The sequence below is a fragment of the Aureibaculum flavum genome, assembly GCF_016406085.1.
Lineage (GTDB): Bacteria > Bacteroidota > Bacteroidia > Flavobacteriales > Flavobacteriaceae > Aureibaculum > Aureibaculum flavum.
In genome coordinates this window covers 126,892-143,258 of sequence record NZ_JAEHFJ010000010.1, presented here as the reverse complement: position 1 = coordinate 143,258, position 16,367 = coordinate 126,892, and the positions used below count along the sequence as shown (strand labels likewise).

Annotated in this window: 9 protein-coding genes; all 9 read left to right on the top strand. The window is 32.4% G+C overall.

Going from position 1 to position 16,367, the window contains the following annotated elements:
- The first annotated feature begins 26 nt into the window (after positions 1-26).
- Complete coding sequence (locus JBL43_RS17045) at positions 27-1,346, top strand: sugar porter family MFS transporter (protein ID WP_198842608.1); 1,320 nt, start codon at positions 27-29, stop codon at positions 1,344-1,346.
- Positions 1,347-1,355: 9 nt separating this feature from the next.
- On the top strand, positions 1,356-2,180 hold the full coding sequence (locus JBL43_RS17040; RefSeq protein WP_198842607.1) for an alpha/beta hydrolase: 825 nt from the start codon (positions 1,356-1,358) through the stop codon (positions 2,178-2,180).
- A gap of 2 nt (positions 2,181-2,182) precedes the next feature.
- Positions 2,183-3,658, top strand: a complete 1,476-nt coding sequence (locus JBL43_RS17035) for a sulfatase-like hydrolase/transferase (protein ID WP_198842606.1) — start codon at positions 2,183-2,185, stop codon at positions 3,656-3,658.
- Between the two features lie 11 nt (positions 3,659-3,669).
- The gene (locus JBL43_RS17030; RefSeq protein WP_198842605.1) at positions 3,670-6,483 is read left to right on the top strand and encodes an endo-acting ulvan lysase-like protein; all 2,814 of its coding nucleotides are present in this window, start codon (positions 3,670-3,672) and stop codon (positions 6,481-6,483) included.
- Positions 6,484-6,496: 13 nt separating this feature from the next.
- Positions 6,497-8,485 (top strand): glycoside hydrolase family 97 protein, encoded by a 1,989-nt coding sequence (locus JBL43_RS17025; RefSeq protein ID WP_198842604.1) that lies wholly within the window; start codon positions 6,497-6,499, stop codon positions 8,483-8,485.
- Positions 8,485-11,295 carry a heparinase II/III domain-containing protein gene (locus JBL43_RS17020; protein WP_198842603.1) on the top strand — a complete coding sequence of 937 codons (2,811 nt, stop codon included), beginning with the start codon at positions 8,485-8,487 and terminating at the stop codon, positions 11,293-11,295. The genes JBL43_RS17025 and JBL43_RS17020 overlap by 1 nt, the downstream gene beginning before the upstream one ends.
- Before the next feature lie 6 nt (positions 11,296-11,301).
- The gene (locus tag JBL43_RS17015) at positions 11,302-13,668 is read left to right on the top strand and encodes a PDZ domain-containing protein (RefSeq protein ID WP_198842602.1); all 2,367 of its coding nucleotides are present in this window, start codon (positions 11,302-11,304) and stop codon (positions 13,666-13,668) included.
- Between the two features lie 30 nt (positions 13,669-13,698).
- The gene (locus JBL43_RS17010; protein WP_198842601.1) at positions 13,699-15,066 is read left to right on the top strand and encodes an alpha-L-fucosidase; all 1,368 of its coding nucleotides are present in this window, start codon (positions 13,699-13,701) and stop codon (positions 15,064-15,066) included.
- A gap of 133 nt (positions 15,067-15,199) precedes the next feature.
- Positions 15,200-16,240, top strand: a complete 1,041-nt coding sequence (locus JBL43_RS20305) for a GDSL-type esterase/lipase family protein (RefSeq protein ID WP_233098817.1) — start codon at positions 15,200-15,202, stop codon at positions 16,238-16,240.
- Positions 16,241-16,367 lie beyond the last annotated feature (127 nt).

Genomic DNA, 16,367 nt, shown 5'->3' with positions numbered 1-16,367 from the left:
TAATCAACTAACTAATACTTTATAAAATGAACAAAAAAATACTATTATGGTCTATTACCGCTGCACTAGCAGGGTTTCTCTTCGGATTTGATGTCGTAGTGATTTCAGGAGCTGATCAAAGATTACAAGAATTATGGCAGTCGTCAGATGGTTTTCACGGTTCTGTAGTTATGGGGATGGCTCTTTGGGGTACAGTAGTTGGAGCCATATTTGGTGGTATTCCTACAAATAAATATGGACGAAAGAACACTTTGATTGTAATTGGTATTTTATTTGCCATATCTGCTATAGGTTCTGCGTTTGCAAATGATCCTTACGTATTCGCCTTTGCACGTTTTATTGGTGGCCTCGGTGTAGGAGCATCTACCATTGCGGCACCAGCTTATATTTCGGAAATTGCTCCAGCAAAAGATAGAGGGCGTTTGGTAGCCATGTATCAATTTAATATTGTTTTTGGTATTATGATAGCCTATTTGTCAAATTTCCTATTAAGTGGTATCGGTGAGAATGCTTGGCGTTGTATGTTGGGTGTTGAAGCCATTCCAGCGGTATTATATATTTTATTTGCTTTAAAATTACCTAAAAGCCCTAGATGGTTATTGTCACAAAATAGAGAAGATGAAGCTAGAGAAGTGTTACAACTAATTGAGCCAGAAGCAGATGTTCAAGCACAAATAAATGAATTCAATTCACATTCTGAAAAAAGCGATAAATCGGAGAATATATTTATGAAAAAATATAAGTTTCCATTAATGTTGGTTTTCTTTATTGCCTTTTTTAATCAATTTTCAGGAATAAATGCGGTTTTATATTATGCACCACGTATTTTTGAATCTGCAGGGTTAGGAGAGAATTCAGCATTATTAAATAGTATAGGTCTAGGGGTTACTAACCTTATTTTTACATTATTAGGTGTGTTTTTAATAGACAAATTAGGTAGAAAAACACTAATGTATATTGGTTCTTTTGCTTATATAATTTCATTGGGACTTTTATCTGCGGCTTTTTTCTTAGGATGGTCAGGCATGGCAGTGCCAATATTTTTATTCTTATTTATAGGTGCTCACGCGATAGGACAAGGTGCAGTAATTTGGGTGTTTATTTCTGAAATTTTCCCGAATCATTTACGAGCATCAGGCCAAGCTTTTGGTAGTTCAACCCATTGGGTTTTAGCGGCACTTATTCCGTCCTTATTTCCACTATTATTAAAAGTAGCTGGAGGTGGTGTTGTGTTTTTAGTTTTTGCAATAATGATGGTATTCCAATTACTATTTGTAGCCTTTATGATGCCAGAGACGAAAGGAAAAACCTTAGAAGAATTAGAAGATATTATCCTAAAAAAATAAAATTAAAATATGAAAACCCTAATTAGCTTTATAACATTTTCTTTTATTGCATTTTCTGTATTTGCGTCCAAAGTTGATACCCTTGTAGTTCATAGTAACTCAATGAATAAGGATATAAAAAATGTAGTTATAACACCCGACTCATATTCTAAAAAGGGGCAAGCCTATTCCGTAATTTATTTGTTGCATGGAGCTGGTGGCGATTATAAAGATTGGTTAAAAAAAGCTCCTAAAATTAAAGCGTATGCTGATTTATATAATGTAATTATTGTATGCCCTGATGGTGCGAAAACGAGCTGGTATTTTGATAGTCCTATTGATAGTACAATGCAATATGAGACTTATGTTTCTGAAGAACTCGTTACACAAATAGACAAATCATATAATACAAAAGCTACAAATAAGAATAGAGCTATTGCAGGATTAAGTATGGGAGGGCATGGTGCTCTCTATTTAGCTTTTAAACATAGTAACATTTGGGGTGTCGCTGCAAGTATGAGTGGTGGAGTGGATATTAGACCATTTCCAAGAAGTTGGGATATCGCCAAGCGATTGGGTTCTCAAGCTGAAAATCCTGAAACTTGGGAGAACAATACGGTTATTAATTTAGTTCATTTATTAGACGGAAAAAACTTAACGTTTCTTTTTGATTGTGGTGTTGATGATTTTTTTTATGATGCTAATAAGAGGTTACATGAGAAGCTGTTAGAACGAAATATTCCACACGATTATATTGAACGTCCTGGTGGGCATACCAATAAGTACTGGAAAAATTCTATTAAATATCAAATGCTATTTTTTAATGACTTCTTTGAAAGTTCAAATATTAAATAAATATGAATATAATTAGATGCCTATTCGTGGTAATTATTTTGGTTAGTGTTTCTTGTAAATCAAAAGTACCCGTTAAGAATGATCAGATTACAAATGAAAAAGCGATTGAAAAACAACCCAATATTGTAGTATTATTATGCGATGATTTAGGTTATGGCGATTTATCTTCTTTTGGTCATCCTATTATAAAAACTCCAAATTTAGATGCATTAGCTGCATCAGGAATAAAGCTTACCAATTTTTATTCAACAGCACCAGTATGTTCTCCTTCGCGAGCTGGCTTATTAACTGGTCGTAGTCCTAATAGAGCCGGTGTGTATGATTTTATACCAGGTCTTAAAAAGAGCGAAGATAATAGAGATTTAGTTCATCTTCAGGCTGATGAAGTAACCATTCCGTCGATATTAAAATCTGTGGGATATGCAACATGTTTGGTTGGTAAATGGCATTGTTCTTCTAGATTTAACTCGGATAAACAACCACAACCCAATGATTTTGGGTTTGACCATTGGATGGCAACACATAATAACGCCGCTCCAAGCCATCACAATCCTAAAAATTTTATACGCAATGGTGAAGAAGTTGGGGAAATAGAAGGTTATAGCAGTCAAATAATAGTTGATGAAGCCATTCAATGGTTAGAAAATAAAAAAAATGATAAGCCATTTTTTCTTGAAGTTGCTTTTCATGAACCGCATGAACCTATTGCATCACCTGAAAATTTAGTCCAAAAGTATCTTGAATATACAGACAAAAGGGAAGAGGCAGAATATTTTGCCAATGTAGAAAATGTAGATTTAGCTGTTGGAAGGTTAATTTCCTATTTAAAGAAAAATAATAGTGAGAATACATTAATCGTGTTTTCATCAGATAATGGACCAGAAACCTTAATGAGATATAGTAGAGCAAAACATTCTTATGGATCTCCTGGAGTATTGAAAGGTATGAAATTATGGACCAATGAAGCTGGTTTTAGAGTACCCGCAATTATGAGTTGGCTTGGAAAAAATAATTTTTCAGGAACCTCTGATGCGGTTGTTTCAGCATTAGATTTATTACCCACATTTGCAGAATTAGCAGGTGCTCCATTACCTATCCGAACATTGGACGGACAATCCTTCAAATCACTTTTAGACAAAGGAGAATTTAAACGAGACAAACCACTAACTTGGGCGTTTTATGATGCTATCAATGAACGTAGAGTAGCTATGCGTAGTGGAGACTGGAAAATAATGGGCAAGTTAGAAGTTGATAATAAAGAATTACCACATATTCACAATTTATATGATGGTAATGAAGAGTTCGTTAAAAGTGCTCAATTAACTGATTTCGTATTATTCAATTTAAAAGAAGATATCAATGAATCTGAAGATTTATCTCAGAAAGAACCAGTTGTATTTGAGCAAATTAAAAAAGAATTTGAAATTCAATATCAAGAATTATTGGAGGGAAGTCATGTTTGGACTCGTGGTGATTAAATGAAAGAAAGATGAAAAAAATAGTATTTTTTATATGTATTTATCTGTTTACAAACTACATTGTAAATGCTCAGTTTCTATTTCCCAAAGAAATTGATAGAGAGCATCCACGGCTTATTTCACCAAAAGTAAACAAGGAGAACATTCTTCAAAAAATTGAAGCTTCAGACGATGCAAAAAAAGCATTCGAAACTTTAAAAAGTAAAGTTGAAAAATATGTAATTCAATTTAAAAAAAATCCGGAATGGTTGTCGTCTCGTTTTCAAATGTATTGGAAATCGCATGCTACTGAAGTTTATGTTAAAGGTGAATATTATTCACATACTGAAGGAAAAGCTCCTGTTCCAACGGTCAGATTCACAGGTCAACGTGATTATGTTACTGATTATAAGACACCAAAGTTAGAAGATGTAAAACCCTATCTTGAAGATAAAAGAGGTTTATACCTTGAAAATAAGAAAACCAATACCTGGGAATGGGTTGACCCCAGTAAAACGGGGCGTGTTATTGAGAATACTAATGAAAACATTATGAGAATTGCTCGTGATGCTGCACAAGTATATTTTATAGGAGGTGATGAAGATTATGCGAAACTTGCTACTCATTTGTTTGATGTGTATATGCACGGTTTGTATTATAGAAACGAACCCATTGACTTAAAAAAAGGAAATGTTCAAAATGTAATTGGCTTGACTTCATTTCAAGTAATTAAAGAAAATATTGTTGATGAATTGGCTGAAACTTTCGATTTTCTTTATGATTTTTTGCAAAATCATAAAAAAGAGCAAATCCCAATTTATACAACTTCATTAAAAAAACTTGCCGAAATTATCATCAAGAATGGTGTACCAGATAATAATTGGAATTTACATCAAGCTAATAAAGTCATTGAAATAGCATTAGTTTTAGATAATAATAAAGATTATGAAGATGGTAAAGGTTGTCAATATTATTTGAATCGTGTTTTTAATGAATCAGAAGCAAGACAATGGTCGGTGAATGATGTTTTAGCGTATGGTTATGATCAAAATAATGGAATATGGAACGAGAGTTCTAGTTATGCACTTAGTGTAGCCAAAGGCTTTACTGAATTGGCAATGGTAATACAAGAATCCTTAGGCATTGATGTTATAAAAGGGATGCCAATTATACCTCAAGCAGTTACTATAATGCCTCAATATCTTTATCCTAATAAAAACATTGTAGCCTTTGGCGATTCTCACTATGGTCCACTTGAAATAGAACCCTTTTTAGACCTAGTAAAAAACGCTCAACGATTTAACAAACGGCAACAAGAAGAAAAGTATACTTCTCTAATTTATATGCTTACTAATAAGGATAAAATTATAAAAGACATTAAGGGTAATGAAAATACAATTATGCGTCTTTTATATGACGATGAAGTTAAATTAGATACTTCTATTCAGCCTGCAAATGAAGCAGATTATATGACCAACACTTTTTATGCACCAAACGTTAGTTGGGTTGCTATGAGAAATGGATTGGATGCTAAGCATGGGTTAATGGTTTCTCAAGTCGGTTCATTAGGTAATCATGCTCATTCCAATGGAATTGCCATGGAACTTTATGGAAAAGGATATGTATTAGGTCCTGAAGGAGGTAGAGGTTCTAGTTATTTTCAACCTGATTATCGTCAGTATTATTCGCAGTTTCCTGCTCATAATACAGTATCCGTGAATGGAAAATCTGAATACAACAAAATGCGTAGTTATTATGCATTTGAAGTGAATGCCTTATATCCGGCGTCAGAACAGAAAACAGGCTATTATCCCAACATTAATTTTTCAGATCTTTATTTTCATGAACCAAGTACAAATTCAGATCAAAATAGAACAATGAGTATTGTAAGAACTGGAGAAAAGTCAGGCTATTATATTGATATTTTTAGATCTAAAACCCGAGAAATAAACGATAAATACCACGATTATTTTTATCATAACCTTGGTCAAGAATTTATATTGTCAGACTCAGAAAATAAGATATTAAACGTACAGCCAAGTGCAAAACTAACTTCAAAATTAGGGAATATAGAAGCTTATGATTATATCACAGATGAAACTTCGGTTAAAACAGATAAGGATATTAAAGCAACTTTTAATTTATCTATTGAAGGAAAAGAAAGTATAAGTATGAATTTGTGGATGAACGGTAATGAAAATCGTGAAATATTTAAAGTAAAATCGCCTCGTTCTGAAGCGTTAAGAGACGCCATGGTGCCAAAAAAAGTGGCCATGGCATTACAACCTACTTTGGTAGTTCGCCAAAAAGGCGAAGCATGGAACAATCCTTTTATTGCTATTTATGAGCCATCAACACGCAGTGAGCCATCAACCTTAAAAAGTATTAAAACTTTTAATACAGATAATAACAACAGTTTTGTTGGTTTAAAAATTGAAAGTTTATTAGACAGAATTGATTATGTGTTTTCTTCAGATAAGAGCGATAGTTATAATTATGAAGATATGTTGCTTAATGGCACTTTTGGAATTGTTACCCAAGAAAAAAGAAATACAACACTTTTTCTTGGTAAAGGTAAAAAGATTGAAAAATCAGGATACACACTTGAAATATTAGGAAAAAAATCAGGAACAGCAATACTTGTTTTCGGAGAACAATTACAACTTTCATGTAATACTTCGGTTTTATTAACTGTACCAGATAGCTTTAAGAAAGGTGATGTAATTTTAAAAATAGGTTTCAAAGAATTAAAAGGAAGTCGTAAAAAAGTGAATGGTAAATTTGTAGTATCTTTTAAAGTACAGCCTATGGATTATCGAGACATATCAATTGAATTAAAAAAGTAATATTAAATTAATTATGAGATACTTTGGAAGATTTTATTTAGTTGGGGTATTTTTTTTGCTGCTAATAATTTCATGCGATGAAGGTATAGAAATCATTCAAGTGAAATCTCCTGACGGAACTAAAAGTTTTAATTTATTAAACGCTCCAAAAAGTAATACGGTTACTTTTTCAATTACCTATAATAATAGAGATGTTATACTACCGTCATCATTACTGCTTATTTCAAATGAAATTAATTTTTCTGGTAAGTTATCTGTTTTGAAAGTGGAAAACACAACTGTAAACAGTGAATGGCATTCTAATTTTAGTGAATTGAGTACAGTACCGGATCATTATAACCAAGTTAAAATATTTTTAAAAAGGGGAGATGCACTATTTAATGTTGTTTGTAGGGCATATAATGAAGGTATCGCTTTTGCATATGAAATTCCGATACAGAACAATATTTCTGAAATAGGATTGGATGAAAAAATCAATTATAACTTTGACAATGATTATCAAGTTTGGTCAACCCCAAAACGTGAGCCAAGTAAACTAACAGCTCAAGGTGAGTACAAGAAAATTCCCTTGAGTCGTTTGGAGAATGGAATTGAGCGTCCCTTAGTCATTGAAATGAATGATAGTTTGATTGTGGCTTTGGCAGAAGCAAAACTGACAGATTATGCGAGATTAAGTTTTAACAAAGGAACGAATTCAAGATTTAGTATTCTTTCTGAACTTGATGGAAAAATATCTGAGCAGAAACAAGATACAATTACTGGGGCAATTACCTCTAATCGTGATATTAATGGAGCTACAGTGCATAAAAAACTACCTTTTCAATCACCTTGGCGTGTAATAATGATGGGAAAATCTTATGGAGAACTTCTTGAAAATAACTACCTCATTCAGAATTTAAATGATGCCTCAGAAATAGCAGATGAGTCTTGGATTAAACCTGGAAAAGTGTTACGAGAAACAACACTTACTACCAAAGGTGCCATTGCGGCTATAGATTTTGTAGCTACTCATAACATGCAATATATCATGTTCGATGCTGGCTGGTATGGAGACGAGATGAAAAACAGTTCGGACGCCACAACTGTGACGTTAGATCCAAAACGATCTAAGGGACCATTGGACATGAAAGCTGTTACGGCTTATGGAAAAAATAAAGGGATTGGTGTAATACTTTATGTCAATCGGAGATCGCTTGAAAAACAATTGGATGATTTACTACCATTATTTAAAGAGTGGGGTATTGCAGGTATTAAATTTGGTTTTGTTCGAGTTGGAGATCAAAATGCTACAGCTTGGATGCATGAAGCCATAAAGAAAGTTGCTAAATATAAAATGATTGTTGATGTACATGATGAGTATCGACCCACAGGTTTCTCAAGAACCTATCCAAATTTACTAACACAAGAAGGCATTCGTGGCGACGAAGAAACGGTTTCTAATGAGCATACATTAATCACTATGTTTACTAGAATGTTGGCTGGTGCTGCAGATAACACCGTTTGTTATTATAATAAAAGAGTTGATAATATGGGGTCACATGCTTCACAGTTGGCAAAAACAGTGTGTCTGTTTAGTCCGTTGCAATTTTTATATTGGTATGACAAACCCGCTGCTTCACCAGAAAAAAATGATGGTTTATGGGGAGATACAAAACATATTGGAAATGAACCTGAATTAGCGTTTTTTGATAATGTACCTACTACTTGGGATGAAACCAAAGTTTTATATGGAGAAATTGGTGAATTAGGAGTAATTGCAAGAAGAAAAGGTGACGACTGGTTTATTGGTGGGATTAATGGAGTAACAGAGCGTAATGTAGTGTTGGATTTTTCATTTTTGGAAGAAAATCAAACTTACAAAGCAAAAGTTTATACGGATGACGAACGTGTGAAAACTAGAACGCAGGTTAAAATAGAAGAAATAGAGATTAGCAATCAATCAAAACTAGATTTAACCCTAAAAAGTAATAATGGATTTGCTATTCATTTAATAAAACAATAATGAAATTAAGAATTAATAATAACCTAAAGTTTTTATTTTTAGTTGGACTAACTTTATTCTGGGTCTTATGCTCAACAGCTCAACAAAGTGAGCATCCTAGAATTTATATAACAAATGATTCAAAGGAAGCATTTCTAAAAACAATTGAAAATACGAGTTGGAAAAAGGAACTGGTAGATCAGAAAAAAGAAAAGGTTGAAAAATATCTAAAACTGGTAAAGAAAGATTCTAAATGGTTGGTCTCTAGATTACAGATGAACTGGAAAACAAAACATAATAAGGTCTTTTTAAAAGGAGGGAAGTTTTCACATTCAGAAGGTTCCGCTCCCGTAGCAACAGTTAGATATTCGGGTACAAGAGATTGGGCAACAGATTATAACCGTCCTAAACTTGAAAATGTACAGCCTTATTTTGATGATTCAAGAGGTTTGTATTTACAGCACAAAAAAACAAAAAAGATGGAATGGGTTCATCCATCAAAAGCAGGGTTTACTGTTGAAAAAATCAACGAGCAAATAATGGGTATCGCAGAAGATGCTGCCTTTTTATATTGGCTTACTGGCAAGAAAAAATATGCTGAATTAGCGACTCCGATTTTTATAACTTATATGGACGGTATGCATTACAGAGATGCACCTATTGATTTAGAAAATTCAACACAGCAAAATATTTCAGGGCTTGCAACCTTTGAAGTTATCCATGAAGGTATTGTCGTTTCATTAGTTACTGCGTATGATTTTTTATATGATTACTTAAAAGCCAAGAATACGAATTTAGATAATACTGTTGCTGTTTTTCAAAAATGGGGAGATCAAATTATTAAAAATGGAATCCCTGATAATAACTGGAATCTTTTTCAAGCTCGTTTTTTAACTTATATCGGATTGGTTTTAGATAAAAATGAAAGCTATAAAAATGGCAAAGGGACAGAATATTTTTTAGACCATACTTTTACAACATCTACAGACAGACAATTGGCAGTTAAAGAGTCACTTTTGGTGTATGATCATGAAACAGGAATTTGGCCTGAATCGCCATCCTATTCTGTCCATGTGATAACTACACTGTTGCGAATCTTTACATTATTAGACCATGCTACAAATAACAATGAATTTTTGAATTACCCAATTGTTGAAAAGGCAGCCTTATCTTCTTTTCAATATTTGTTTCCAAATGGTTATACACTTGGCTTTGGAGATGCCAATCATAAAATTCTACCACCAGAAAATTTTGAGTTGTTAATTTCAAATTATCAAAAATATAATGAAAAGGATAAGGAAGAACTAATTTCAGGTCTACTCTCTAAAATGATTTCAGATAAATTATACACCCGTAAAGCCTCAGATTTTTTTCAATTGTTTTTCTATGTAAATGAATTAAAAACCAGTAAATCTATTAAAGAATCAAATATAGAAAGCCTAACATCTCCAACTTTTTATGCACCAAATGTGAGTATGTTTAATCAACGAATGGGTAAAGGTGATGATGCCTTAATGGTATCTACTGTTGGTTCTTTTGGTAACCATGCACATGCCAATGGTATTTCAATGGAATTATATGCAAACAATTATGTGTTAGGTCCAGATTCTGGTAAAGGGCCGAGTTACTGGCATCCTACTCATCGAGAATATTATTCTCGTTTTCCCGCACATAATACAGTAATTGTAGACGGTAAATCTGATTACGCAGCTATGCGTACCTATAACCCTTATAAGTTAGAGAACTACTATCCTGAAATAGGTGAAACACCCGCTTTTAATAAAGTGAGTTTTTCAATGGTTTCCTTTTTTGAACCAGAAACAGTTTCTGATCAGCAACGTTTTACAGCACTAATAAAATCAAATACTAATAAAGGTTATATTGTAGATGTTTTTAGATCTAAAAAACAAAAAGTAGGAAAACAAAAACATGAATATATTTATCATAATTTAGGTCAATCTTTAGAAATTTTTGATTCTAAAAATAAACTCATAAAACTAGCTACAACTGACGAATTAAGTTCTAAAAAAGGAGATTTAAAAGGTTATGATTTTTACAAGGATAAAAAGAAGGTTATTCTTTCTAATGATTTACAGGCTCTATTTAAATTAAAAAGTGAAGGAAACCTTGATAATTTGATGAGGTTGTGGGTTAAAGGAAGTGAAAATCAAACTATATATAGTGTAAAATCACCTAAGTCAAATGCGATAAGTAAAGGTACGGCTCCTACTGAAGTTTTAAAGGAACCAATGCCAACCCTAATTTTAAAAAGAGACGAAGCAGCATGGAAAAACCCTTTTTCGGTAGTGTATAATCCGTATATGGAAAATGGTGAAAATCCCATTGAAAAGGTTACTTATGCTTCTCTTGATAACTATCCGAATACACAACTGATTGATGTACTTCTAGATGATAAAGAAACAATAGATAGAATAGTTTTAAATGCATCAGAAAATGATGTCGCAGCAAAAGATGCTTTTTTTCAAAAGGGATTACTCTCTATTACGCGTGAATCTAAAACAAATAAAAAATTAGAGTATTTATTTCTTTCTGGGATGGAAAAATATGAAAATGAAGGTTGGGATATTATAACATCTGGTACGCCTTTTACGCTATCAATGGAACGTAATAAAGTAGGATATTTAATAGCTACAGATGGTCCAATTACGATTAATATGCCATTTGTAAAAGGGGATAAACCAGCAGAGTTAAGATTGTATGAGAATGGTGAAATGGTTTCAAAGCGAAAAGGAACAAGAAATAGAAACAATGATAATCAATTGGTGTTTAAAATAGAAAAGGCATACAAAAAAATTGAAATAAAATATTAATACAAAATGAAAAAAATATTCCTATTTATATCCGTTTTAAGTTTAATTTTTTCTTGTACAAACGAGAAGAATAGTATTGAAATATTTGTTTCGTCGAAAGGTGAAACAACAAATGATGGTACTAAAAACAGTCCATTTGCAACATTAGAAAGTGCAATTAAAAAAGCTAGTGATCTTAAGACTAAAGATTCAAAAGCTATAATAGACATTATAATTTTAAAAGGAGATTATCATTTATCAGAACCCATAAAAATTCCTCCTTTATTAAGTAATTTATCAATAAAAGGGATTAATGCAGCTGATGTAAAAATAAAAGGTTCTGCGGTATTAACATCGAAATGGGAAAAATTTAATGACAATATGTTTGTTACCACGGTTTCTGAAAATTTGGATTTTGATCAATTAATAGTTAATGGAAAAGCTCAAATTTTAGCACGTTATCCTAATTATGATGAAAGTTCTCAATATTGGCAAGGATCTGCGGCAGATGCCATTTCAAATGAAAGAATAGCCTCATGGAAAAATCCAAAAGGAGCTTATTTTAATGCTTTACATGGAGGTAAATGGGGTGGTTTTCATTTTACAATTACAGGTGTAAATGAAAATGGTTCAGCAATTTTAGAAGGAGGACAACAAAATAATAGAGGCTCAGAACCGCACAAAGAGTATAGAATGGTTGAAAATGTCTTTGAGGAATTAGATAGTCCTGGTGAATGGTATTTAGATAAAATAGAGCATAAATTGTATTATTGGCCATCAGAAAATGTAGCTCTTGATAGTGATAAAATTGAAGTTGCTGTGCTAAAAGATTTAATACAAATTGTTGGAACCAAAGAAAATCCTGTAAGAAATGTAATGATTAGTGATATTACTTTTGAAAATACACAGCGTACATTTATGGAAGAATTTGAACCTTTATTACGTAGCGATTGGACCATATATAGGGGAAGTGCAATTTTCTTTGAAGGAACTGAAAACTGTAAAGTTGAAAACAATGAATTTACCCAGCTAGGCGGCAATGTAATTATGGCTAGTAAATACAACAAAGGGTTAGAAGTTAGAGGAAATCATATTCATGATTGTGGTGCAAGTGCAGTATCTTTTATAGGAGATCCATCGGCTGTAAGATCACCATCATTTAATTATAGGGAATTTGTTCCTATATCTGATATGGATACCGTTTCTGGTCCAAAAAATGAATTGTATCCTAGAGAATGTATTGTTGAAGATAATTTAATTTATAGAATAGGTCGTGTTGAAAAACAAACGGCAGGGGTGCAAATTTCTATGGCAATGGATATTACGGTTCGTCATAATAGTATTTATGATGTGCCAAGAGCAGGAATTAATATTGGAGATGGTACTTGGGGTGGACATATTTTAGAGTTTAATGACGTATTTAATACTGTTTTAGAAACTAGTGATCACGGCTCTTTTAATTCTTGGGGTAGAGACCGGTTTTGGCATCCTAATAGAAATAAAATGGATAGTATAACTTTAGCCAATCCTGAAATGCCCAAATGGGATGCTATTAAAACGACAGTGATTAGAAATAATCGATTTCGTTGTGATCATGGTTGGGATATAGATTTAGATGATGGATCTTCCAATTATCATATTTATAATAACTTATTATTAAATAGTGGATTAAAATTAAGAGAAGGCTTTAATCGTGTTGCTGAAAATAATATCATGGTTAATAATTCTTTACATCCGCATGTTTGGTTTAAAAATAGTGAAGATGTTTTTAAACATAATATTGTTGGAAAGACATATCAAGATGTTCGGTTATCTGGTTGGGGGAAAGAATTGGATTATAATCTATTTCCTACGGAAGAAGCTATGATGAAGTCTCAAATATATGATAGAGATTTACACAGTGCTTTCGGAGACCCAATGTTTAAAGACCCAGCAAATTTAGATTTTTCGGTTACTGAGAATTCTCCCGCTTTAAAAATTGGTTTCAAAAACTTTCCAATGGATCAATTTGGAGTTCAAAAACTAGCATTAAAAGCGATAGCAAAAACACCTGAAATTCCAGTATTACAAGACCCATTAACAAATGATAAAGGTGAAAGTAACTCCATAGCTTGGTTGCGTAATAATCTAAAAAATGTAGATTCTGAACAAGAACAGTCGGCTTATGGGTTAAATAGTGCAGAAGGGGTAATTGTTTTATCGGTTTGGAATCAAAGTCCAGCTGTAAAAAATAATGGTATCAGAAAAGGCGATGTAATCTTAAGTGTGAATGGTAAAAAGGTTAAATCCGTGAAGGACTTTTTTAAAATAAACGTTGCAAATAAATCTGACAATTTAGATTTAAAAGTTATGAGAAATCAACAAGAATTAGAATTAACGATCAATATAAAATAATCTCAACGCTAATATTTAAAATTGAATACAATGAAAATACTGAAAAAATCAATTATAGTTGTACTAATTGCTCTATTGCATGTTAGCACAAGTTTTGCTCAAAAGAAATCAAATGTTAAAAAGTTATCACATGATGAGCGAATGGAGTGGTGGCGAGATGCCAAATTTGGAATGTTTATTCATTGGGGAGCATATTCTATCATTGGAGGTGAACGTGGAACAAAAATAGCCGGAGGTGGTGCAGAATGGGCCATGGATAAATTGGACTACACCATTGAAGATTATGAAAAATACCCTGAAATGTTTAACCCACAATTATTTGATGCAGATGCATGGGTTACCATGGCTAAAAATGCAGGTATGAAATATATTGTTTTAACCTCGAAACATCATGAAGGTTTTGCCTTATGGGATTCTAAGGTATCTGATTATGATGTTATGGATACCTCTCCTTTTAAGCGAGATATTATCAAAGAATTGTCAGAGGCCTGTAAAAAACAGGGAATCATTTTTTGTTTTTATTATTCAATTGTAGATTGGCATCATCCACAAGCACAAGGAAATTTATATCCTAACTACAACATTTCACAACATGATGATCCATCAGTTGTTAATCCTGAATTTCCAGAATATTATGAAAAATATATGAAACCTCAAGTAGGAGAATTATTAAAAAATTATGGTGATATAGGTGTGGTTTGGTTTGACGGAGATTGGATTTCAGATTATACCACAGAAATGGGTAAAGATCTCTATAAATTTATTCGTGAGATACAACCTAATACTATAGTAAATAACAGAGTTGATAAAGGCCGTATGGGCATGGAAGGAATGGATGCTGAAGGTGAGTTCGCAGGTGATTTTGGTACACCGGAGCAAGAAATTCCTGATACAGGAATTGATTCTGATTGGGAAGCTTGCATGACTATGAACGGTTCTTGGGGGTATAAACCATCTGATCATAAATGGAAAAGTAGTGAAGATTTAATTCAAAAATTAGTTGATATTGTTTCAAAAGGAGGTAATTTTTTATTGAATATCGGTCCTGACGGATTCGGAAGGTTTCCTTCAGAAAGTATAAGACGATTAAATGCGATGGGAGAATGGACAAAGAAAAATGGTGAGGCTATTTATGGTGCCTCAGCAAGTCCTTATGAAAAACCGAAGTGGGGACGTTACACTCAAAAAGATGGTGTAGTTTATGCTCATGTTTTTGATTGGCCAAAAGATGGATTATTAAAGTTAAACAAAAATATTAAGGTTAAAAAAGCAACAGTTTTAACTGACCCAAAGACAAATTTAGAATTTATAGGAACATCTCGAGAAGTACTCGTAGATGTACCTCAATTGGCACCAGATGCTACTGTATCTGTTATTAAAATAGAGTTAGCTAAATAATATTCATTTATAAATAATAGCATTGTAGAGGCCTTTTTTTCTGACTACAATGTTATTTTTTTTATATCATAAACTACAGGTATAGAAATATGTTTTGAGAAATGATAGATAAACAATTTAAAAATATTAAAAAATGAAAATTTTAAAAAAACTAGTGATAACAATATTAACTATAGTAACACTAAGTCCTGTTTTTGCTCAGGAAAATGTAGAAGCGAAACTTTCAGATACAGAACAATTTATTAAAATGGCTATTTGGACGAAAGAGAATGACGAGGCTATCAATGGTACTTCTGAGAGTCCCTTTGAAAAACCAATTTGGGGGCACTATACGAAAAAGGATGATGTTGTTTATGCACATGTTTTTGATTGGCCAACAGATGGAAAACTGATTATTGATAGCGGAATAAAAGTAAGAACTGCTTTTTTGAACTATGGAGAGAAAAAATTAAAAACAAAATTAATAGATGGTAATTTAACTATATTTTTACCTGAAGATGCACCAAATGCTATTGCCACGGTTATAAAAATTGTATTAACACCTACAGAAGATTGGGCAAATTTAAACCGTTATAGAAAGGCAAATATGAATTTAAAAGGACCAACTAAAAATGAAAAAAGAGTGGTATTTATTGGAAATTCAATAACAGATAATTGGACACGAGATCATGGACAATTTTTTGAAGCGAATCCATCATATGTAAATAGAGGAATTAGTGGTCAAACTAGTGCTCAAATGGTATTACGATTTAGACCAGATGTTATAGAGTTAAAACCTAAAGTAGTTGTGATATCTGCTGGCACTAACGATATTGCAGGTAACAGAGGTGCTATTAGTATTAAACGAATTTCCGGAAATATTTTTTCTATGGTAGAATTAGCTAAAGCAAACAATATTAAGGTTGTGTTAGCTTCTGTATTACCGGCGTCTAGTTATTCATGGAGTGCTTCTGTAGAACCAGCGGATAAAATTATTGAATTGAATACAATGATTAAGGCATATGCTAAAAAAAACAAGATTGTATATCTCGATTATTATACCCCAATGGTTAATGAAAACAAAGGCTTAAAAAAGGAATTAGGTAGAGATACTGTTCATCCAAATGCTAAAGGTTATGATATAATGGAACCAATGGTGAAAAAAGCAATAAAAATGGCGTTGAATAGTAAATAAGATAAAAAAAAGTGATTTATAGAAGTCAGAATTTAAAGTGTAATTACTTTAAATTCTGACTTTTTTTGTTTAGAATTTATTAATAATAACACAACATGCCTGTTAATAAATCATAATTTATACTTCT

Bases quoted from the DNA above. Each gene is read 5' to 3' on its own strand.
- JBL43_RS17045 (WP_198842608.1), top strand. From the start codon at position 27: ATGAACAAAAAAATACTATTATGGTCTATTACCGCTGCACTAGCAGGG.
- JBL43_RS17040 (WP_198842607.1), top strand. From the start codon at position 1,356: ATGAAAACCCTAATTAGCTTTATAACATTTTCTTTTATTGCATTTTCT.
- JBL43_RS17035 (WP_198842606.1), top strand. From the start codon at position 2,183: ATGAATATAATTAGATGCCTATTCGTGGTAATTATTTTGGTTAGTGTT.
- JBL43_RS17030 (WP_198842605.1), top strand. From the start codon at position 3,670: ATGAAAAAAATAGTATTTTTTATATGTATTTATCTGTTTACAAACTAC.
- JBL43_RS17025 (WP_198842604.1), top strand. From the start codon at position 6,497: ATGAGATACTTTGGAAGATTTTATTTAGTTGGGGTATTTTTTTTGCTG.
- JBL43_RS17020 (WP_198842603.1), top strand. From the start codon at position 8,485: ATGAAATTAAGAATTAATAATAACCTAAAGTTTTTATTTTTAGTTGGA.
- JBL43_RS17015 (WP_198842602.1), top strand. From the start codon at position 11,302: ATGAAAAAAATATTCCTATTTATATCCGTTTTAAGTTTAATTTTTTCT.
- JBL43_RS17010 (WP_198842601.1), top strand. From the start codon at position 13,699: ATGAAAATACTGAAAAAATCAATTATAGTTGTACTAATTGCTCTATTG.
- JBL43_RS20305 (WP_233098817.1), top strand. From the start codon at position 15,200: ATGAAAATTTTAAAAAAACTAGTGATAACAATATTAACTATAGTAACA.